Below are 17,810 nucleotides of genomic sequence, written 5' to 3'. Positions count from 1 at the left end.
TTTCAGCGGCTTTTTTGCGTGCGATTCGTTACTTGATCAAACCCTCTGCTCGTAACGCATCCTGCACGGAAGGCCGCGCAGCGACGCGCGCCATGAAGGCGCCCAGATGACTCAAGCCAGAGATGTCAACGCCAACATGTTTGCCCCAGCCTGCCACCACAAACAGGTAAGCATCGGCTACGGTAAAGGTGTCGTCCATCAGGTAAGTTTTGCCTGCCAGTTCGCCGTCGACCCAGGCCAAGCGAGACATCAGCCGTGTCCTGGCCATTTCCTTGGCTTCCGTGGGCATGCCGGGCGTGAACAGGGGCGAAAAACCTTTGTGCAGCTCAGTGCCGATGGTGTTGAGCCATTCCTGCAGCTTGTAGCGTTCCCAGCTGCCGTTGGCAGGGGCCAGTTGCTTGTCCGGCACCTGGTCGGCAAGGTACTGCAGGATGGCCGGGACTTCGTGCAGGGTGCGGCCGTCGTCGAGCACCAGGTAAGGCACATAGCCCAGTGGGTTGATGCTGTAGTAGTCGGTGCCGTCAGCCAGCTTGTGGGTCTTGGTGGGCGCGGCAATGGCTTCAAAGGCCAGGCCCGACTCTTTGAACACAATATGCGTTGACAGCGAGCAAGCCCCGGGTGAGTAGTAAAGCTTCATGAGAAAAATCCAGTAAAAGTTTGCTGTGCATCGACACGATTTGTCAATCCTGTCATGCTAACGCGAGTCGACCCGGTTTGCCCATGCGGGCGTTAATTCACGGCAGTGGCTGGGGGCTGAGTCGCTCGGCAGCCCACAGCACCTGTTTGACGACTGACTCGACGCCAGCACGCTGCTTGTCGATCAGCAGTTCGCCTTGGGCATCGAAGGCCGTGCCCGCTTGGCCCAAGGCGAATTGCTGCGGTGTTACCCAGCATTGCAGGTTGAGCAGTAGCGGCGTCAGGTGAGCCAGGGAGCGCAGGCCGCCCAAGGCGCCCGGTGAGGCCGACAACAAACCCACCACCTTGCCCGTAAAGGCTTCGGTACCCTGCTGCCAGCGTGGATCACCCTTGACCGGGCTCGAGGCCCAGTCCAGGGTGTTTTTCAGTAGCGCGGTATAGCTGCCGTTGTACTCCGGCGAGCAGATGATCCAGCCCGGATGCGCGAGCATGATTTCTTTCAGGCGAATCACATCGGGGGGCGTGCCAAGGGCTTCCAGGTCGGCGTTGTACAGCGGGATCGCCAGGCTGGAGAGCTCCAGCAGCGTGACTTCGGCCCCGGCCTGCCTGGCCAGACGGCCCGCCACTTTGGCCAGCTGGCGGTTGAAGGATTGGGCGCGGGTGCTGCCAGCAAAAATCAGAAGTTTCATGGGGTTTGCCTATTTTTTGAGCACGCGAGCGACCGGGTGGTGGCGCAACCGGAAGGCATCGGGCATGCCCGAGCCCAGCAAGGGACGCAGGTACATGCGAAACGCGTCGGTGACATCGGTGCCGCTGGCGGTGATGAACTCGTCTTCCATCACGCGGGTTTTACCGGCCACAGCCTCCAGCGGCAGCAGTTCGTAATCCACCGAGTAAAAGCCGGTGCGCTTGATGGCCACTGAGCCATCGCGCCCGCCCCACATGGCAAATTGCACCGCTTTTTCGCCCACTTCGCGGGCTTCGCGCTGGTCCACATCCGACACGCAGCCAATGAACGAGCGCTGCAGGTAGCCAAAAGTGTCACCCCGGACGCGTTTGATCTTGAGCTTGGCCTTGATTTCTTCGCACAACAAATCTGCCAGTGCGCCGTTGCCCGAGAGCTGCACGTTGCCATGCGCATCGTGTTCCATTTCCTTGGCCAGCAGTGCCGCGATGGGTGTGCCGCTGGCATCGTGGATGCCTTCGGAAACCGCAATCACGCAGCGGCCGTGGCGCTCATACATGGTTTTGACGTCGAGTAAAAACTGGTTCAGGTCGAAGGTCCGCTCCGGCAGGTAAATCAGATGCGGGCCGTCATCCGGGAATTTTTTGCCCAGGGCGGACGCCGCTGTCAGAAAACCAGCGTGGCGCCCCATGACCACGCCCACATAGACGCCAGGCAGGGCGGCGTTGTCGAGGTTGGCGCCGGCAAAGGCCTGCGCCACAAAACGTGCGGCCGAGGGAAAGCCGGGAGTGTGGTCATTGCCGACCAGGTCGTTGTCAATGGTTTTGGGGATGTGAATGCAGCGCAGGTCGTAATTGGCCGCTTGCGCCTCCTGGCTGACGATGCGTACTGTGTCGGACGAGTCATTGCCGCCAATATAGAAAAAATGGCCGATCTGATGCGCTTGCAAGACCTTGAAAATCTCGTGGCAATAAGCCGCGTCGGGCTTGTCGCGGGTCGAGCCCAAAGCGCTGGAAGGTGTGTTGGCAACCAGCTCCAGGTTGTGGCTGGTTTCCTGCGTCAGGTCGACAAAGTCTTCGTCGATGATGCCGCGCACGCCATGGTGGGCGCCATAAATGTGGCCGACCTGGCTGAAGCGCCGGGCCTCCAGTGCCACCCCCACCAGTGATTGGTTGATGACGGCGGTGGGGCCGCCGCCCTGGGCGACGAGTATTTTTCCGGAGGCCATGGGCTGTTCCTTGAAGAGGGGAAAAGAATGCTGAATTGTGCCTCTGATGCGGGCTAAGTTTTGCGGGTTCGCCGCGCTGAGCAGTTTTTTGGGTGCGTCGGTAAAATCACTGCTTTGCTTGCATGCTCCGTATCTGCGTTGCTTGTAATTTCTCCTCATTGGACGGACCACCATGCTCTACCCACAACATTTCGACGTGATCGTCGTTGGCGGCGGCCATGCCGGGACCGAAGCTGCGCTGGCAGCCGCCCGCATGGGTTGCAAAACCCTGCTGTTGAGCCACAACATCGAGACCCTGGGGCAGATGAGCTGCAACCCGTCCATTGGCGGCATCGGCAAGGGGCATCTGGTGAAAGAGGTGGATGCGCTGGGTGGTGCCATGGCGGTGGCAACCGATGAAGCCGGTATTCAGTTCCGTATTCTCAACTCAAGCAAGGGCCCGGCGGTGCGTGCCACCCGTGCCCAGGCGGACCGCATTTTGTACAAGGCGGCCATTCTCCAGCGTCTGGAAAACCAGCCTAATTTATGGCTGTTTCAGCAAGCGGTCGACGATCTGATGGTGGAAGGCGATCGTGTGGTCGGCGCGGTGACGCAAGTGGGCATTCGCTTCAGCTCGAGCACCGTGGTGCTGACGGCCGGCACCTTTCTGGACGGCAAGATCCATGTCGGGCTCAACAATTATGCTGCCGGGCGCGCTGGTGACCCGCCGGCGGTGTCCCTGAGCGCCCGCCTGAAGGAACTTAAATTACCGCAGGGCCGCCTGAAAACCGGTACGCCACCACGGTTGGACGGTCGCAGCATCGACTTCAGCAAGTGCATTGCGCAGCCGGGCGATGGCATGCCGGGTGGCATGAGCCCGCAGATGCCGGTGTTCAGCTTCATGGGCCGACCCGAGCAACATCCGCAGCAAATGCCGTGCTGGATCACGCACACCAATGAACGCACCCATGACATCATTCGCAGCGGTTTTGACCGCAGCCCCATGTTCACCGGCAAGATCGAAGGGGTGGGGCCGCGCTATTGCCCCAGTGTGGAAGACAAGATCAACCGCTTTGCCGACAAGGACAGCCACCAGATTTTCCTGGAGCCTGAAGGCCTGACCACCCACGAGTACTACCCCAATGGCATCAGCACCAGTTTGCCATTTGACATTCAATATGCGCTGGTGCGCTCCATGCCGGGGCTGGAAAACGCCCACATTCTGCGGCCCGGTTACGCCATCGAATACGACTACTTTGACCCAACGCAGCTGAAAAGCTCGTTTGAAACCAAGGCCATCGGCGGTTTGTTTTTTGCCGGCCAGATCAATGGCACCACCGGCTATGAAGAGGCGGCGGCGCAGGGCTTGTTTGCCGGCATCAACGCCGCGCTGCAGGTGCGCGCCATGGGCGGCGGCAATGCCCAGGCCAGTGCGGCGGGCGCCATCAGCTACACCGGCGATATGTGGTTGCCTGGCCGTGACGAGGCTTACCTCGGTGTGCTGGTGGATGACCTGATCACCAAAGGCGTGACTGAGCCCTACCGCATGTTCACCAGCCGAGCCGAGTTCCGGCTGCAGCTGCGCGAAGACAATGCCGATGCCCGTTTGACCGAGTTCGGTCGGCAGTTGGGGCTGGTGGATGATGCTCGCTGGCAAGCCTTTAACCAGAAACGTGACGCTGTTTCACGTGAAACAGAGCGTTTGCGGTCGATTTGGGTCAGCCCTAAAAACCTGGATGCGGCTGAAGCCGCGCGGGTGCTGGGCAAGGCCATTGACCACGAATACAACCTGGCTGAACTGCTGCGCCGGCCTGAGGTGACTTATGAGTCGCTGATGTCCCTGAATGGCGGCAAGTATGCGCTGGCGGAACTACCCGTGGGTGTTTCACGTGAAACAGGCGTGTTGTCACCGGCTGGGGCCCTGGCGGCAACGGTGATCGAGCAGGTCGAAATTGCCTCCAAATACTCGGGTTACATTGACCGCCAAAAAGACGATGTGCTGCGCGCCGCCCACTATGAAAAGCTCAGGCTGCCGCAAGACCTGGACTACATGCAGGTGGGCGCCTTGAGCATTGAGGCGCGGCAGAAATTGAACCGCCACAAGCCGGAAACACTGGGTCAAGCGTCGCGCATCTCAGGCATCACCCCGGCGACCATTTCCTTGTTGACCATCCATTTGAAAAAGACCAAGTTCAAAGGTTTTGCAAGCATCGCATCCGAGAGCGAGGCCGCCTGATGCAAACGCTGGCAGCCAGATTGCGCGCCGGTCTGGTGGCGCTGGACCTGAACCTGAGCGATGCGCAAGTCGACAGTTTGTTGGCTTATCAGGCACTGATCGGGAAATGGAACAAGGTCTATAACCTGACGGCGGTGCGCGACCCGGACGACATGCTGACACACCATCTGCTGGACAGTCTGGCAGTGATTCCGACCTTGCGTCGGCAACTGGCGCTGCTGGCTCCGAGTCCGCGAGTCGAACCAGTTCGTTTGTTGGATGTGGGCTCCGGCGCCGGTTTGCCTGGGGTGGTGATCGCCATTTGCTGCCCCGACATCCGGGTGGATTGTGTTGATACCGTGGGCAAGAAAGCGGCTTTCATCCAGCAGGCAGCGGTGACGCTCAAGCTACCCAACTTGCGGGGCGTCCACGCGCGGGTTGAGAGTTTGACGGATAAATACCAGGTGATCAGTTCGCGCGCCTTTGCTTCGTTGGCAGACTTCACCCAATGGTCAATGCAGGCGTTGGCGGTACAAGGCGTGTGGATGGCCATGAAAGCCAGGTATCCTGCCGATGAGCTGGCGGCTTTGTCGCCAAGCATTAAAGTGTTCCACGTGGAACAACTCACGGTGCCGGGGCTGGATGCCGAACGGTGTTTGATTTGGATGAAGCCCATCGCGCATTGCGAATGAGTGATCGGCTGATGGCCACATAACAAGGGGTGGACATGTTTGGTATTTCAGATTACGGCGCGTTTGTGCTGGCTTTCATCGTGTTGCTGTTCATTCCCGGACCGGGCAATCTGGCCATCATCACGTCCACCACCAAGGGTGGCATTCTGGGCGGGTTGGCTGCCACCTTCGGCCTGATGCTGGGGGACCAGGTGTTGTTGTGGCTGGCGGTGGCAGGTCTTGCCGCGCTGCTCATGGCTTACCCGACGGCGTTCAATGCAGTGCAATGGCTGGGTGCTGCGTATCTCGCCTGGCTGGGCTTCAAGATGCTCATGGCCAAGCCCGGGGCGCCCGCCATCATCCACATCAAGCCGCGCCATTATTTTCAGCAAGCCCTGGCCATCACGGTGCTCAACCCGAAAGCGATCGTGTTTTACATGGCCTTCCTGCCGCTGTTCATTGATCCGGTTGCGCACCGCGGTTGGTTGACCTTTGGCGTCATGGCGCTGACCGTGGCGGTGTTGGCATTCATTTATTGTTTTGTCGTGGTGTTGTTGACATATTTTTTGGCCGAACGCTTGCGCGCCAGCCCTGTGGTGTCCTCGGTCTTGCAGAAGCTGGCCGGTGTTTGCCTGATTGGTTTTGGAGTCAAGCTGGCGATATCGCGTTAAAACACAAGCCGCAGAGCCCAATTACACTAGCGCCCATGTTTCACGTGAAACATGTCCTCGATTCTCCAACCGGGTAAGCATTCATGGCCAAAATTTTCTGTATTGCCAACCAAAAAGGGGGTGTGGGCAAGACCACCACCACAGTCAATTTGGCAGCAGGTTTGGCCAAGGTGGGGCAGCGGGTGTTGATGGTCGACCTGGACCCGCAGGGCAATGCCACCATGGGCTCGGGGGTGGACAAGCGCAAGCTGGACTTGACGGTATATGACGTGCTGCTGGAGTCCGCTTCCATTGCCGAGGCTCGGGTTCAAAGCGGCAAGCTGGTCGATGCCGGGTGTGGCTATGACATTCTGGGCGCCAACCGCGAACTGGCTGGGGCCGAGGTTGAAATGGTGGAGCTGGAGCGGCGCGAAAAACGCCTGAAAAATGCGCTCGCCCAAGTTGCCCAGGACTACGACTTCATTTTGATTGACTGCCCGCCCAGCCTGTCGATGCTCACCCTCAACGGCTTGTGCTGTGCCCATGGCGTGATCGTGCCGATGCAGTGCGAATACTTTGCGCTCGAAGGCCTGGCCGATCTGGTCAACACCATCAAGCAGGTGCATGCCAACCTGAACAAGGAACTGGCCATCATCGGTTTGCTGCGCGTCATGTTTGACCCGCGCATCACCCTGCAGCAGCAGGTGAGCGAACAACTCAAGGCGCGTTTTGGCGACAAGGTGTTCAACACCGTGATTCCGCGCAATGTGCGCCTGGCCGAAGCGCCCAGTTACGGGGTACCGGGGGTTGTTTTCGATCCGTCGAGCAAAGGCGCCCAAGCCTTCCTGGCGTTTGCCGAGGAAATGGTGCTTCGGATTAATTCACAGTGACGGATTGCGCCAACATTCTCATCTTGCCGGGCTGGCAAGGCTCGGGCCCGCAGCACTGGCAAAGCCTGTGGCAAGCCCGGCATGGCTACCCGCGGGTGGAGCAGCACGACTGGATGCGGCCGCTGCGTGGTGACTGGATTGCCCGTCTCGAAGACGTGATCTTGTCCACCAACGCGCCTGCGGTGCTGGTGGCGCACAGCCTGGGCTGCATGCTGGTGGCGGCCTGGGCGTCGCACAGCCGCAACACACACCGTGTCAAGGCGGCATTGCTGGTGGCGCCAGGTGATGTCGAGCACGAGTCGCTGCGTCCGGTGCTGGCCAGCTGGTCGCCGATCCCGCTGCAGCCCCTGCCTTTCAAAAGTACGCTGGTCGCCAGTCAGGACGACCCTTGTTGCAGCTTGGCGCGAGCTCAAGGCTTTGCCGCCGCTTGGGGCGCGACCTTGGTGGACGCTGGCGTTGCAGGGCACATCAACGCCGACTCCGGCTTGGGCGACTGGCCGCAAGGTCAGGTTTTGTTGAACGAACTCTTACACAGTTAAAAAGGGCTTGTCATGGTCACAAAAAAACTCAAAGGCCTGGGTCGCGGTCTGGAAGCCTTGTTGGGCCCCACGGTCGCTGAGTCGCTGGCGCCTGACAGCGCTGCGGCCTCGGCTGCCAACAGCGGTCTGCCTGCCACCTTGTTGTTGTCCGATTTGGTACCTGGTCAATACCAGCCGCGCACGCGCATGGATGAGGGCGCACTTTATGAGCTGGCCGAATCCATCAAGGCGCAAGGCATCATGCAACCGATCCTGGTGCGCCGCCTGAGCGATGCCGACGCCGAACTCAAGCGCAGCCAGCAGTCGCCAGACTTTACTGGCGGCACCAGTGGCGGTGGCATGGTGCGCCCGGTGTACGAAATCATTGCGGGTGAAAGGCGGTTTCGGGCTGCCAAACTGGCGGGTCTCGAAAGTGTTCCGGTGCTGGTACGCGACGTCCCCAACGAGTCGGCCGCGGCCATGGCGCTGATCGAGAACATCCAGCGTGAAGACCTCAACCCGCTCGAAGAAGCGCAGGGCGTGCAACGCCTGATCAAGGAGTTCGGTCTGACGCACGAGACCGCCGCGCAGGCCGTGGGCCGCTCGCGCAGCGCCACCAGCAACCTGCTGCGCCTGTTGAATTTGGCGGAGCCGGTACAAACCATGTTGATGGCGGGTGACATCGACATGGGTCACGCCCGGTCGCTCTTGTCGCTGGACAAGGCCACCCAGATCACTGCGGCCAACCAGATTGCCGCCAAAAAAATGTCGGTGCGTGAGGCCGAAAGTCTGGTCAAAAAGATCAGCGCAGAGTTTTCTCTGGTGGCCTCCAAGCCCAAAAAACACAAGTCGCGCGACTTGAAGCGGGTCGAGGAAGAGCTGTCGGACCTGCTGATGGCCGAGGTGGAGGTGCGGGTGAAAAAGCGTGTCAAGCGCGCCGGACGCATCGAAGAAATGGGTGAACTCAGCATCCAGTTTGGCTCGCTCGACGAACTCAACGGTCTGATCGACAAGTTGCGTGGGACGGCGCCGCGCTAAGTTGGCCAGGTTTGACATTTGTCAATAAGTTGCCAGTTCGAAAATTAAAAAACTTAAGCTAACCATAGAATGTCTTTTCAGGGGTTGAGTCCCCCGCAAGGAGAGTTCAAATGGTTCAAAGTACGCTGACCACCTTGGTGGCCTTGCTGGCAATTTTTGCAGCGCCCTTGGCATGCGCCAGTGATTCGGCGTCGGTGGTGCGCGGTGGGCGTTTGTACGACAACTGGAGCCTCGAAGCCAAGGGGCGCGCGCCCAATCACCCGAATCCGGCATTCAAGTCGAAGCAAGCGCCCATCGCCCCGGCTGACAGCTGGCGCTGCGTCACATGCCACGGTTGGGACTATCAGGGTGCGGAGGGTGTCAAGGGCATCAGCAGCCGGGAAAAGACCGATCCGCTGGTCATTGCCGCCTTGCTCAAGGACGCCAATCACGGTTATGGCGAACTCCTGAGCGAGCTTGACCGGCTTGATCTTGGTAACTTTGTAGCGAGCGGTCAGACCGACATGCGCAAATTACAGGCGCTGGCGCTGCGGAGCAAGCCGGGGCAGGCCACGTCTGACAAGGTGTACGCCACAGTTTGTGCCAATTGTCATGGGCTCGATGGTGCTCTGCTGCGTCAGGTTCCCCCGCTGGGCGATTCTGCCCGGCAACGGCCCCAAGAAGTCCTGCACGTTGCCCTGAACGGCCACCCGGGCGGCAACATGCCGGCCCTGCGCACCCTGGGCGAAGAAACGGTGGCAAAAATGCTGGCTTATCTGCAGACTCTGCCGAGTATCAATCTGGCGGCTTCCATCGCCAATGGTGGGCGTCTATACGATGACTGGCAGGTGCACACCGGTGGTCAGCGTCAGGCCTTGCCGCATCCCGCCTATCCGCCCACGGCTTACTACGCCAATGCTGCGTCTGAGACCTGGCGCTGCAAGGAGTGCCACGGCTGGGATTACAAGGGCCATCAGGGGCAATATGCCCGTGGCAAGCATGCCACGGGGATCAAGGGGGTTCGTGCCCTGGTCGGTGTTGAGCCAGACAAAATCATCGCCACGTTAAACAGCAGAAGCCACCTTTATGGCGCCGTTCTGAAGCACCGCGATTTGCAAGACCTGGCGAATTTTGTGAGTTATGGGCAAATTGACATGGACGCCCTGATCGATGGCCGCACCGGTCTTTCGCGCGGTGACGCCGCCCGGGGTGCGGCACACTATCGCACCATGTGTGCCGGTTGTCACGGCCTGGAAGGTGCATTCGTTGCCAAGCGCCATGTGGGTCGCGTCACCCGTGAGGACCCCTGGCACAGCCTGCATAACATGCTGAATGGTCATCCAGACGACACCATGCCGGCGCTGCGGGAAATCGACCCGAAAGTGATCAGCGACATCCTGGCGCACATGCAGACCTTGCAGGAGCGGCGCTAGTTTGACCAAGGTCGACCGGGCGACCTGATTGTGCGGAAGTCATGATGGCCTCGATGACCTGCTGCGCCGCCAGCGCCGAACGTCCGCTCACGGCAGGCTCCCGGCCCTGGCGCACGGCTCCGATGAAATCTTGCAAGATAGTGCGGTGCGCGGCATGGTCAAAAGCCATCGGGTCGGCGCCGCCACCGCTGTCTTGCTGACTTCCAATCGACAGGGTTTGCCCATTCATGAACGCCGCTTGCAGCACCCCGGCCTCCAGGCTGGCGCTGCCCAGCGTGCCGTTGAGCTCGATGCGCTCGGGAAAACCGGGGTAGGCGGCCGTGGTGGCTTGGACGGTGGCCATGGCGCCGTTGGCGTAGTGCAACAGGGCGCAGGCGCAGTCTTCGCCCTCCATGCTGTGCACCGGGCTGGTGCTGGCCAGGCCCATGACCCGTGTGGGCAAGCCGGTGTAACTGAGCAGCAGGTCCAGGGTGTGGATGGCCTGAGTCATCAGCACACCACCGCCGTCGCGGGCCAGGGTGCCGCGCCCAGGCTCGTCGTAATAACTTTGGGGTCGCCACCAGCGCACGCTGGCCGAGGCGCTGACCAATTGCCCCAAGTCACCAGCGTTGAGCAAGGCGCGCAAACGAAGGGCCGCCGGGCGCAAGCGGTGCTGTAGCATCACAGCCAGCTTCACACCTTGTTTCTCGCACACCTGGACCAGGCTTTGGGCACGTGCCAGATCGATCTCAAGCGGCTTCTCCACCAGCACATGTTTGCCGGCGTGCGCCAGCCGTTGAACCAGGGCGAGGTGGGTGTTCGGCGGCGTCAGCACCAGCACGGCCTGGACCCTGGGGTCTTCCAGAATGTCCTCCAGCCGGGTGGTCTTGGTGGCGCCGTGGGGCACCCGCGCCGCAGCCAGTCGCGCGGCGTCGCGCGCATGCACCCACCCCACCTCCGCCTCATGGTTGAGATCGAGCAGGCTTTTGAAGTGCGGGCCGGAGCCCAGCCCGGCCCCGATCACGGCCAGCCGCAAACGGTCCGAAAAAATGTCAGTTGCGTCTGCCACAGTCGTCATAACAAGTCTTTCATGGCGTCCAGCGGGATGATGGCGCCACGGTGCCCTATGACACGGGCCGCCAGGCGGTTGCCGAATTGCGCCGCTTCCTCTGGCGGCGTGCCGCGCAGTCGTCGGCTCAGGTAGCCCGCGGCAAACGAGTCCCCTGCGGCCGTGGTATCCACCACGTTCGCCATATCCTGGGTGGGCACACTGTGCCAAGGGCCATTGCCCGAGCGCACCAGGGTCGGCGCGGCACCACGTTTGATGACCACCTCGGGCACCTCCAGTGCCTGCGCGGCAGCCACGGCAAGTTCCAGTGAGGCAAAGCCAAACAGCGCCTGATGGTCGTCAGCGGTGATCAGGGCCGTGTCCGCCACCGCAAAAGCCCGGCTGAAACAGTCGCGCGCCACCGCAATGTCGGGCCACAGGCTGGGTCGGTAGTTGTTGTCAAACACCACCGAGGCACCACGCTTTCGCAAGGCCTGGGCAAAGGCCAAAAGCCGAATGCGTCCGTCAGCCGGCAAGATGGCCAAACTGATGCCCGAGAAGTAAAACGCGTCCCATTCGGCGATGCGCGCCTCCAGCGGGGTTTCTGCGACCTCAAAATAGGCCTTTACGGCGCTGTTGTCGCGCCAGAAGCTGAATCGGCGCTCTCCCTGAGCGTCGACCTGGATCTGGTACAGGCCTGGCATGCGACCGGGGATGTGGCGTATCAGGTCCAGCGCCAGTCCGTCCTGCTCCCAACGGCGTTCCAGTTCCAGGCTCAGGGGGTCGTCCCCCAGGGCGGTCGCGTACCACGGCTTGATGTTGCCACCACCGCAGCGCGACAGGTACACCGCGGTATTGAAGGTGTCACCGCCGTAACTTTGCTGCATGGCACCAAAGGCGGTGCCATTGAGTTCCAGCATGCATTCACCAAAAAACGCGACTTTGATTGGATTGTTCACAGTCATTCAACTTTTGACACACAAGGGATCAACACGGGCGATCACGCATCCAGCGGAAATTGGGTACAACCCAGGCGCGCCGAAATGTCGCGGCTGGCGTCGCGCAACATGGCGATCACTTCCTGGGCCCGCGCCGGGTCATAGCGAAAGATCGGGAAAGAAATGCTCATGCCGGCCACCGGGCGATTGAGCCGGTCAAAAATCGGTACCCCCACACAGCGCACGTGGTCTTCAAACTCTTCTCGGTCTTCGCCAAAACCTTGCGCCTTCACCAGCCGCAGTTCTTGTTCGTAGGCCTGCCGGTCGACAATGGTGGTGTCGCGAAATCGTTTGAACTCGGCTCCCTGCAAAACGTGGTCACGGCGCTCAGGGTTCTCCCACGCCATCAGCACCTTGCCAATGGCGGTGCAATGCAAGGGGGCGCGGCGCCCAACCCGGGAATACATCCCCAGGGCATGGCTGGAGTCGACCTTGTGCAGGTAAATGATTTCACTGTCGATCAGGGTACCCAGGTGCACGGTTTCGCCGGTTTTGTCGGCCAGCGCTTGCATGTGGTTTTTGGCCAGGTCCACCAGTTCCGGGTATTGCAAGGCCTTGGTGCCCAACTCGTAGACCTTCATGGTCAGGGCGTAGCGCTCACTGTCGGCCTCCTGTCGCACATAACCAAGCGTGATCATGGTTTGCAGGAAGCGGTAGACCGTGGCCTTGGGCATGGCCAGGCGCATCGACAGGTCCGAAATGCCGGACTCGCTGCGATCGGCCAAGGCTTGCAACAAGCCAAAGGTTTTTAAAACAGCGGCAACCGATTCGGGTTGTTTGCCGGCTAAAGAGTCATCATCCATTTTCTTATTCCCTCAATCCCTGAAAACAGGCTAGCGCGCCAACCAGCCACCGTCCACGGCCAGAGTGTGACCGTGGACGTAGTTGGAGGCTGAAGATGCGAGAAACACCACGGGACCTGCCATGTCGTCGGGTACACCCCAGCGGTTGGCTGGAATGCGCGCCAGAATCGCAGCGTTGCGGTCGGCGTCGGCCTGCAGGGCCGCGGTGTTGTCGGTGGCCATGTAGCCGGGCGCAATCGCGTTGACATTGATGCCGCGCGTGGCCCACTCGTTGGCCAGCGCACGGGTGATGCCGAGGATGCCGCTTTTTGACGCCGTGTACGACGGCACCCGTATGCCACCCTGAAACGACAACATGGAGGCGATGTTGATGATCTTGCCACCACCCCCTTGGGCGATGTATTGCCGCGCCACCGCCTGGCTCAGGAAGAACACGTTTTTCAGGTTCAGGTTGATCACGTCGTCCCAGTCCTTCTCACTGAAATCAATGGCGTCGGTGCGGCGGATGGTGCCCGCGTTGTTGACCAGAATGTCGATCCTGCCGGTGAGCGCCAAAGATTGTTCGACCAGCGCGTTCAGACCACTGGTTTCTGCCAGGTTGGCGCGCAGGTCCAGAAAGCGTCGCCCCATGGATTCGACAACGGTGCGCGTCTGGTTCGGCGCGCTGCTGTTGATGCCCACGATGTCGGCCCCGGCCTGCGCCAGGGCGATGGCCATGCCTTGGCCCAGCCCCTTGTTGCAGCCGGTGACGATGGCGGTGCGCCCCTCAAGTTGAAAGTTGTCAAGTGCCATGCTGCGTGCCTCAAATGCTCAGCGCAAGGTGGTCATGGGCACATGGTCCATGTCCTTGAACACCTGGTTCTCGCCGACCATGCCCCAGATGAAGGTATAGGCCTGGGTGCCCACACCACTGTGGATGGACCAGCTCGGGTTGATGACCGCCTGCTCGTTGCGCACCACGATGTGCCGCGTCTGGGTTGGTTCACCCATCATGTGGAACACGGTGGCATCGGGGCTCATGTCAAAGTAAAAATAGACCTCCATCCGGCGGTCATGGGTGTGGCAGGGCATGGTGTTCCAGACGTTGCCGGGCTCCAGTTGCGTCATGCCCATCGACAGCTGACAGGTCGGCAGCACATCGGGCACCAAGAACTTGTAAATGGTGCGCCGGTTGCTGGTGGCGGGTGAACCCAGGGTTTCCGGCGAGGCCTGCGCCAGCGTGACCTTGCGATGCGGGTAGGCGGTGTGCGCGGGCGCGCAGTTGAAGTACAGCTTGGCGGGCTGCCCGGCGTTGACGCTGAAAAACTCCAGCGCCCGTGCACCCTGGCCAATGTAGAGCGCTTCGCGCGCGTCAATCTCAAAGGTCTCGCCATCCACCACCACGCGGGCGGCGCCGCCAATGTTGATCAGGCCGAGTTCGCGCCGCTGTAAAAAGAAGTCGGTGCCGGTGTGGCGCCCGAGGTCGGCCGAGAACGACACGCCGCCTGCGACTGGCATGATGCCGCCCACGATGATGCGGTCAATCTGACTGTAGGTCAGCGTGACCTGATCGCTCTGGAACAGGTCCTGCACCAGAAAATGCCGGCGCAAGCCCTCGGTGTCGAGGCTGCGCATGTGCTCGCTATGGATGGGTTGACGAATTTCCATGATGACTCCAGGGTTCGTTGATCGTCAAAAAGTAAGGGCATGCGGTTTGGAATGCCGACTTCTAGTTAATGAAACAACAGTTCAAAAAAAATTCTTGCTGCTATAGTAGCATCAAAAAAAACGGTAAACACAGCTGCAGACGCGTGACTAATTTCCACATTTCCAGACTCAAAAGGTGAATCCATGCGCTACTTTGAACACACTGCCACCCCTTGGACCGAACTGGGCGACGGCCTGCGGCGCAAGATCATCGGCCACACGCCGCAACTCATGTCGGTGCTGATGCAGTTTGACAAGGGCGCGGTCGGCACGCCCCACGCGCACGATGTGCACGACCAGATTGCCTACGTGGTGGCCGGCTCTTTTGAAGCCACTGTGGATGGTGAGGTTCGTGTGTTGCGGGCGGGTGATGCGTTCATTGCGCCGCATCACACGTCCCATGGCGTGCTGGCACTGGAGCAGGGCAGCCTGCTGCTGGACCAGTTTTCGCCGCGCCGTGACGACTACCTGCCGCCGGACGCCCAGGCTTGATCGGTCGCTCATCTCAGCAGCAGGTTGGGCAGCCACATGGAGATCGCGGGGATGTAGGTCACCGCCATCAGCACCGCAAACAGCGCGATAAAGAACGGGTACAAGGCCTTCACCACCGTCTCGATGGGCAGTTTGGCCACCGCCGCACCGACAAACAGCACCCCCCCCACCGGTGGCGTGATCAGGCCCATCGCCAGGTTCAGCATCATGATCATGCCGAAGTGCACCGGATCCACACCCAGCGTGGTGACGATGGGCAGCAAAATTGGCGTCATGATCAAAATCAGCGGCGCCATGTCCATCAGCGTGCCTAGCACCAACAGCAGCACGTTGATCATCAGCAAAATCACATACTTGTCGCTGGAGACGCTGGTAAACAGGGTGGTGATCTGCTGCGGAATTTGCATCAAAGTCATGATGTAGCCAAAGCTGGCGGCAAAACCGATCAGGATCATCACGATCGCCAGGGTTTTGACGGTGCGGTGCACCAGCTTGGGCAACTCGCGCCACTTGTAGTCGCGGTAGACAAACATGGTGACCGAAAACGCCCAGAGCACGGCCACGGCGGCAGACTCGGTGGCGGTAAACACGCCACTCAAAATGCCACCCAGGATGATGAAGATGGTCATCAAGCCCCACAGCGCATCGACCACAATCTTCAGCGCCTCTTTCATCGGGATGGCTCGACCTTTTGGGAAGTCTTTCTTTTTGGCAATGAACAGGCACATGATGGCCAGCGTCAGTCCGAGCAACAGGCCGGGTAAAACACCCGCCAGAAACAGCGCCGCGATCGACACCGAGCCGCCGGCTGCCAGCGAGTAAATCACCGCGTTGTGGCTGGGCGGAATCAAAATCGCCTGCACCGAGCCGCCGATGGTGACTGCGGTGGCAAAGGCGCGCGGGTAGCCTTTTTTCTCCATCTCCGGGATCAGCACTGAGCCAATCGAGGCGGTATCGGCCATCGACGAACCTGAAATGGCACCGAAAAAGGTCGAGGCCAGAATGTTCACCAGCGACAGCCCGCCGCGCACAAAGCCCACCAGCACCTCGGCAAAGGCGACCAGCCGGCGCGCCATGCCGCCTTCGGCCATGATGGCACCGGCCAGCACAAAAAACGGAATAGCCAACAAGGAGAACTTGTTCACGCCACCGGCGATGGCAATCATGATGGCATCGGGTGGGATGTCGATCCACCAGCCACCGATCAGCGCCGACAGGCCCATGGCGTAGGCCACCGGCATACCCATCAGGATCAGCAGCATGAACGAGCCGAGTAATACAAAAGCGTCCATCAGACCACCTCTTCTTTCTTTTCGTGGTCAAACGTCACCACGGCCCGCTTGCTCTGTTCACCCAGAAATATGTGTTCCAGTACAAAAATCAGGGTGGTCAAACCACCCAAAGGTACCGGTAAATAAGTGACGCCGACCGGCATCCAGGGCAATTGCCCGATGACCTGGTTCATGGTTTCGATACACAGCTTGGCGCCGTAGACCAGCGTGAACAAGGCCACGATCAGCATCAGCACGTCAATCACGCTGGCCAGCGGGCCTTGCAGCTTTTTCGGCAAGCGCTCGGTCACCATGGCGACCGCAATATGGCCTCGGGCACGGTAGGCCGCCGAGGCACCGAAAAAAGTGAACACCACCATCAGCATCACGGCCACAGGCTCGGGCCAAGGCGAACCGGTGCCCAGCACGTAACGGGTAAAAATGCCCCACGGGACGATCAAGGACATGACCAACACCGAGAGCCCCGAGGTCCAGATGCAGGTCAGATAAATGATGTCGTTGAAGCGCAGTATTTTGTTTTTCATGGCAATGCCTGACAGGGTTCACCAGGCCTGCGGCGGCTGCCGCGGGCCTGGCTGGGGCAACGATTTACTTGACGTCGCCGATGCGCTTCATCAGATCAGCAAAATTGGCGCCGTATTTGGCGCGCACCGGGGCGGTGGCATCAAAAAATAGCTTTTGGTCGACCGGCACAAACTCGATGCCGGCGGCTTTCAGCTTGGCAGAGTAGTCGGCCACGCTCTTGTCCCACAACACGCGTTGGTCCATTTGGGCTGCACGCGCTTCTTTTTTTACCAGCGCCTTGTCAGCGTCCGAGAGCTTGTCCCAGGTCACCTTGGACATCACCAGAATTTCCGGAATGATCAGGTGGTTGGTCTGGGCGTAATACTTGGTGCCGGCGGTGTAATGATTGGAGGTGTACAGGCTCGGCGGATTGTTTTCAGCGCCGTCGATGACCCCGGTCTGCAAGGCACTGAACACCTCGCCGTAGCCCATGGAAATACCGTTGCCGCCCATGGCGTTCATGGTATCGACAAACAGCGGGTTACCCATCATGCGCACCTTCAGGCCCTTGAGGTCGGCCGGGGTTTGCACTTTTTTCTTGGTGTACAGACTGCGGGCACCGCCGTCCATCCAGGCCAGACCGACCATGCGGGCTGAGCTGTTGCTGACCTTGTCCAGCAATTCCTGGCCCACGGCGCCGTCAATCACCGCACGCATGTGGGGAATGTCGCGGAACACGAAGGGCATGTTGAACACGTTGACCTCGGGCACGATGGGGCCGATCACACCCAGCGAGATGCGGGCCATCTGGATGGCACCGATCTGCACTTGCTCGACCACGGCTTTTTCTTCACCCAGCACGGCGCCGGGGAACATTTGCACCTTGATACGACCATTGGTGGCGGCATCCAGCTTCTTGCCCATGTTCTCCACGGCCACCACGGTGGGATAACCCGCGGGGTGGGTGTCGGAGGATTTGAGCACCACGTTCTGGGCACTGGCGGTGAAACTGGCCGACAGTGCTACGACGGCAACTGCGGCGGCGAGAAGGCTTCTGCGAAAGGTCATGAGGATCTCCTTAATTGA

At 60.3% G+C, this 17,810-nt stretch carries 19 protein-coding genes; 8 read left to right on the top strand and 11 right to left on the bottom strand.

The window, feature by feature from the left end; all coding sequences use genetic code 11:
• Positions 1-28: 28 nt before the first annotated feature.
• The 3 genes from gstA to Q7U49_RS10755 all read right to left on the bottom strand — a co-directional run bounded on the left by gstA (position 29) and on the right by Q7U49_RS10755 (position 2,549).
• A complete protein-coding gene (gstA, locus tag Q7U49_RS10765; RefSeq protein WP_304764273.1) occupies positions 29-637 on the bottom strand; it encodes a glutathione transferase GstA in 609 nt (202 codons plus the stop codon).
• A gap of 97 nt (positions 638-734) precedes the next feature.
• Positions 735-1,325, bottom strand: a complete 591-nt coding sequence (locus Q7U49_RS10760; protein WP_304764272.1) for an NADPH-dependent FMN reductase — start codon at positions 1,323-1,325, stop codon at positions 735-737.
• A 9-nt stretch (positions 1,326-1,334) separates the two neighbouring features.
• Complete coding sequence (locus Q7U49_RS10755) at positions 1,335-2,549, bottom strand: 6-phosphofructokinase (RefSeq protein WP_304764271.1); 1,215 nt, start codon at positions 2,547-2,549, stop codon at positions 1,335-1,337.
• A 172-nt stretch (positions 2,550-2,721) separates the two neighbouring features.
• Here Q7U49_RS10755 and mnmG point away from each other — a divergent pair, with 172 nt between their 5' ends.
• The 7 genes from mnmG (at position 2,722) to Q7U49_RS10720 (ending at position 9,922) form a co-directional block, all read left to right on the top strand.
• Complete coding sequence (gene mnmG, locus Q7U49_RS10750; protein ID WP_304764270.1) at positions 2,722-4,764, top strand: tRNA uridine-5-carboxymethylaminomethyl(34) synthesis enzyme MnmG; 2,043 nt, start codon at positions 2,722-2,724, stop codon at positions 4,762-4,764.
• Positions 4,764-5,435 (top strand): 16S rRNA (guanine(527)-N(7))-methyltransferase RsmG, encoded by a 672-nt coding sequence (rsmG, locus tag Q7U49_RS10745; RefSeq protein ID WP_304764269.1) that lies wholly within the window; start codon positions 4,764-4,766, stop codon positions 5,433-5,435. The genes mnmG and rsmG overlap by 1 nt, the downstream gene beginning before the upstream one ends.
• Positions 5,436-5,470: 35 nt before the next feature.
• Positions 5,471-6,085: a LysE family translocator gene (locus tag Q7U49_RS10740; RefSeq protein ID WP_304764268.1), complete on the top strand. Its 615-nt coding sequence runs from the start codon at positions 5,471-5,473 to the stop codon at positions 6,083-6,085.
• A gap of 83 nt (positions 6,086-6,168) precedes the next feature.
• On the top strand, positions 6,169-6,954 hold the full coding sequence (locus Q7U49_RS10735; protein WP_304764267.1) for a ParA family protein: 786 nt from the start codon (positions 6,169-6,171) through the stop codon (positions 6,952-6,954).
• A gap of 23 nt (positions 6,955-6,977) precedes the next feature.
• Positions 6,978-7,493: an alpha/beta hydrolase gene (locus Q7U49_RS10730; protein ID WP_304764266.1), complete on the top strand. Its 516-nt coding sequence runs from the start codon at positions 6,978-6,980 to the stop codon at positions 7,491-7,493.
• A gap of 12 nt (positions 7,494-7,505) precedes the next feature.
• Positions 7,506-8,510, top strand: coding sequence for a ParB/RepB/Spo0J family partition protein (locus Q7U49_RS10725; protein ID WP_304764265.1), 1,005 nt, complete (start codon positions 7,506-7,508; stop codon positions 8,508-8,510).
• A gap of 110 nt (positions 8,511-8,620) precedes the next feature.
• Positions 8,621-9,922, top strand: a complete 1,302-nt coding sequence (locus Q7U49_RS10720; RefSeq protein ID WP_304764264.1) for a cytochrome c — start codon at positions 8,621-8,623, stop codon at positions 9,920-9,922.
• On the opposite strand, the gene Q7U49_RS10715 is transcribed toward Q7U49_RS10720, so the two are convergent.
• The 5 genes from Q7U49_RS10715 to kduI are packed head-to-tail and all read right to left on the bottom strand — an operon-like array spanning position 9,876 to position 14,397.
• Complete coding sequence (locus Q7U49_RS10715) at positions 9,876-10,979, bottom strand: Gfo/Idh/MocA family protein (protein ID WP_304764263.1); 1,104 nt, start codon at positions 10,977-10,979, stop codon at positions 9,876-9,878. The two genes, Q7U49_RS10720 and Q7U49_RS10715, sit on opposite strands and share 47 nt — an antisense overlap.
• Positions 10,976-11,914, bottom strand: a complete 939-nt coding sequence (locus Q7U49_RS10710) for a sugar kinase (protein WP_304764262.1) — start codon at positions 11,912-11,914, stop codon at positions 10,976-10,978. Before Q7U49_RS10710 ends, Q7U49_RS10715 begins: the two co-directional genes overlap by 4 nt.
• 35 nt (positions 11,915-11,949) lie before the next feature.
• Entirely contained in the window at positions 11,950-12,750 is an 801-nt protein-coding gene (kdgR, locus tag Q7U49_RS10705; RefSeq protein WP_304764261.1) for a DNA-binding transcriptional regulator KdgR, read from the bottom strand.
• A gap of 30 nt (positions 12,751-12,780) precedes the next feature.
• Positions 12,781-13,542, bottom strand: coding sequence for a 2-dehydro-3-deoxy-D-gluconate 5-dehydrogenase KduD (kduD, locus tag Q7U49_RS10700; protein ID WP_304764260.1), 762 nt, complete (start codon positions 13,540-13,542; stop codon positions 12,781-12,783).
• 18 nt (positions 13,543-13,560) lie between these two features.
• Positions 13,561-14,397 carry a 5-dehydro-4-deoxy-D-glucuronate isomerase gene (gene kduI / locus Q7U49_RS10695; protein WP_304764259.1) on the bottom strand — a complete coding sequence of 279 codons (837 nt, stop codon included), beginning with the start codon at positions 14,395-14,397 and terminating at the stop codon, positions 13,561-13,563.
• A 183-nt stretch (positions 14,398-14,580) separates the two neighbouring features.
• Between kduI and Q7U49_RS10690 the strand changes: the two genes are divergently transcribed.
• The gene (locus Q7U49_RS10690; protein WP_304764258.1) at positions 14,581-14,928 is read left to right on the top strand and encodes a cupin domain-containing protein; all 348 of its coding nucleotides are present in this window, start codon (positions 14,581-14,583) and stop codon (positions 14,926-14,928) included.
• 8 nt (positions 14,929-14,936) lie between these two features.
• Here Q7U49_RS10690 and Q7U49_RS10685 read toward each other — a convergent pair whose 3' ends face one another.
• The 3 genes from Q7U49_RS10685 to Q7U49_RS10675 form a co-directional block, all read right to left on the bottom strand.
• Positions 14,937-16,220, bottom strand: a complete 1,284-nt coding sequence (locus Q7U49_RS10685) for a TRAP transporter large permease (protein WP_304764257.1) — start codon at positions 16,218-16,220, stop codon at positions 14,937-14,939.
• The gene (locus tag Q7U49_RS10680) at positions 16,220-16,744 is read right to left on the bottom strand and encodes a TRAP transporter small permease (RefSeq protein WP_304764256.1); all 525 of its coding nucleotides are present in this window, start codon (positions 16,742-16,744) and stop codon (positions 16,220-16,222) included. The genes Q7U49_RS10685 and Q7U49_RS10680 overlap by 1 nt, the downstream gene beginning before the upstream one ends.
• Before the next feature lie 64 nt (positions 16,745-16,808).
• Positions 16,809-17,792 carry a TRAP transporter substrate-binding protein gene (locus tag Q7U49_RS10675; protein ID WP_304764255.1) on the bottom strand — a complete coding sequence of 328 codons (984 nt, stop codon included), beginning with the start codon at positions 17,790-17,792 and terminating at the stop codon, positions 16,809-16,811.
• Positions 17,793-17,810 lie beyond the last annotated feature (18 nt).

The organism is Rhodoferax sp. (assembly GCF_030653815.1).
Taxonomy (GTDB): domain Bacteria; phylum Pseudomonadota; class Gammaproteobacteria; order Burkholderiales; family Burkholderiaceae_C; genus Rhodoferax.
Note: the sequence above shows the minus strand (reverse complement) of the source record. Positions and strands in the feature narration are given on the sequence as shown.

Coding starts and splice junctions, on each gene's coding strand:
- kdgR (WP_304764261.1), bottom strand. CDS start 12,750: ATGGATGATGACTCTTTAGCCGGCAAACAACCCGAATCGGTTGCCGCT.
- mnmG (WP_304764270.1), top strand. CDS start 2,722: ATGCTCTACCCACAACATTTCGACGTGATCGTCGTTGGCGGCGGCCAT.
- Q7U49_RS10710 (WP_304764262.1), bottom strand. CDS start 11,914: ATGACTGTGAACAATCCAATCAAAGTCGCGTTTTTTGGTGAATGCATG.
- Q7U49_RS10735 (WP_304764267.1), top strand. CDS start 6,169: ATGGCCAAAATTTTCTGTATTGCCAACCAAAAAGGGGGTGTGGGCAAG.
- Q7U49_RS10740 (WP_304764268.1), top strand. CDS start 5,471: ATGTTTGGTATTTCAGATTACGGCGCGTTTGTGCTGGCTTTCATCGTG.
- Q7U49_RS10680 (WP_304764256.1), bottom strand. CDS start 16,744: ATGAAAAACAAAATACTGCGCTTCAACGACATCATTTATCTGACCTGC.
- Q7U49_RS10720 (WP_304764264.1), top strand. CDS start 8,621: ATGGTTCAAAGTACGCTGACCACCTTGGTGGCCTTGCTGGCAATTTTT.
- Q7U49_RS10715 (WP_304764263.1), bottom strand. CDS start 10,979: ATGACGACTGTGGCAGACGCAACTGACATTTTTTCGGACCGTTTGCGG.
- gstA (WP_304764273.1), bottom strand. CDS start 637: ATGAAGCTTTACTACTCACCCGGGGCTTGCTCGCTGTCAACGCATATT.
- Q7U49_RS10760 (WP_304764272.1), bottom strand. CDS start 1,325: ATGAAACTTCTGATTTTTGCTGGCAGCACCCGCGCCCAATCCTTCAAC.
- Q7U49_RS10675 (WP_304764255.1), bottom strand. CDS start 17,792: ATGACCTTTCGCAGAAGCCTTCTCGCCGCCGCAGTTGCCGTCGTAGCA.
- Q7U49_RS10725 (WP_304764265.1), top strand. CDS start 7,506: ATGGTCACAAAAAAACTCAAAGGCCTGGGTCGCGGTCTGGAAGCCTTG.
- rsmG (WP_304764269.1), top strand. CDS start 4,764: ATGCAAACGCTGGCAGCCAGATTGCGCGCCGGTCTGGTGGCGCTGGAC.
- Q7U49_RS10755 (WP_304764271.1), bottom strand. CDS start 2,549: ATGGCCTCCGGAAAAATACTCGTCGCCCAGGGCGGCGGCCCCACCGCC.
- kduD (WP_304764260.1), bottom strand. CDS start 13,542: ATGGCACTTGACAACTTTCAACTTGAGGGGCGCACCGCCATCGTCACC.
- Q7U49_RS10685 (WP_304764257.1), bottom strand. CDS start 16,220: ATGGACGCTTTTGTATTACTCGGCTCGTTCATGCTGCTGATCCTGATG.
- Q7U49_RS10690 (WP_304764258.1), top strand. CDS start 14,581: ATGCGCTACTTTGAACACACTGCCACCCCTTGGACCGAACTGGGCGAC.
- kduI (WP_304764259.1), bottom strand. CDS start 14,397: ATGGAAATTCGTCAACCCATCCATAGCGAGCACATGCGCAGCCTCGAC.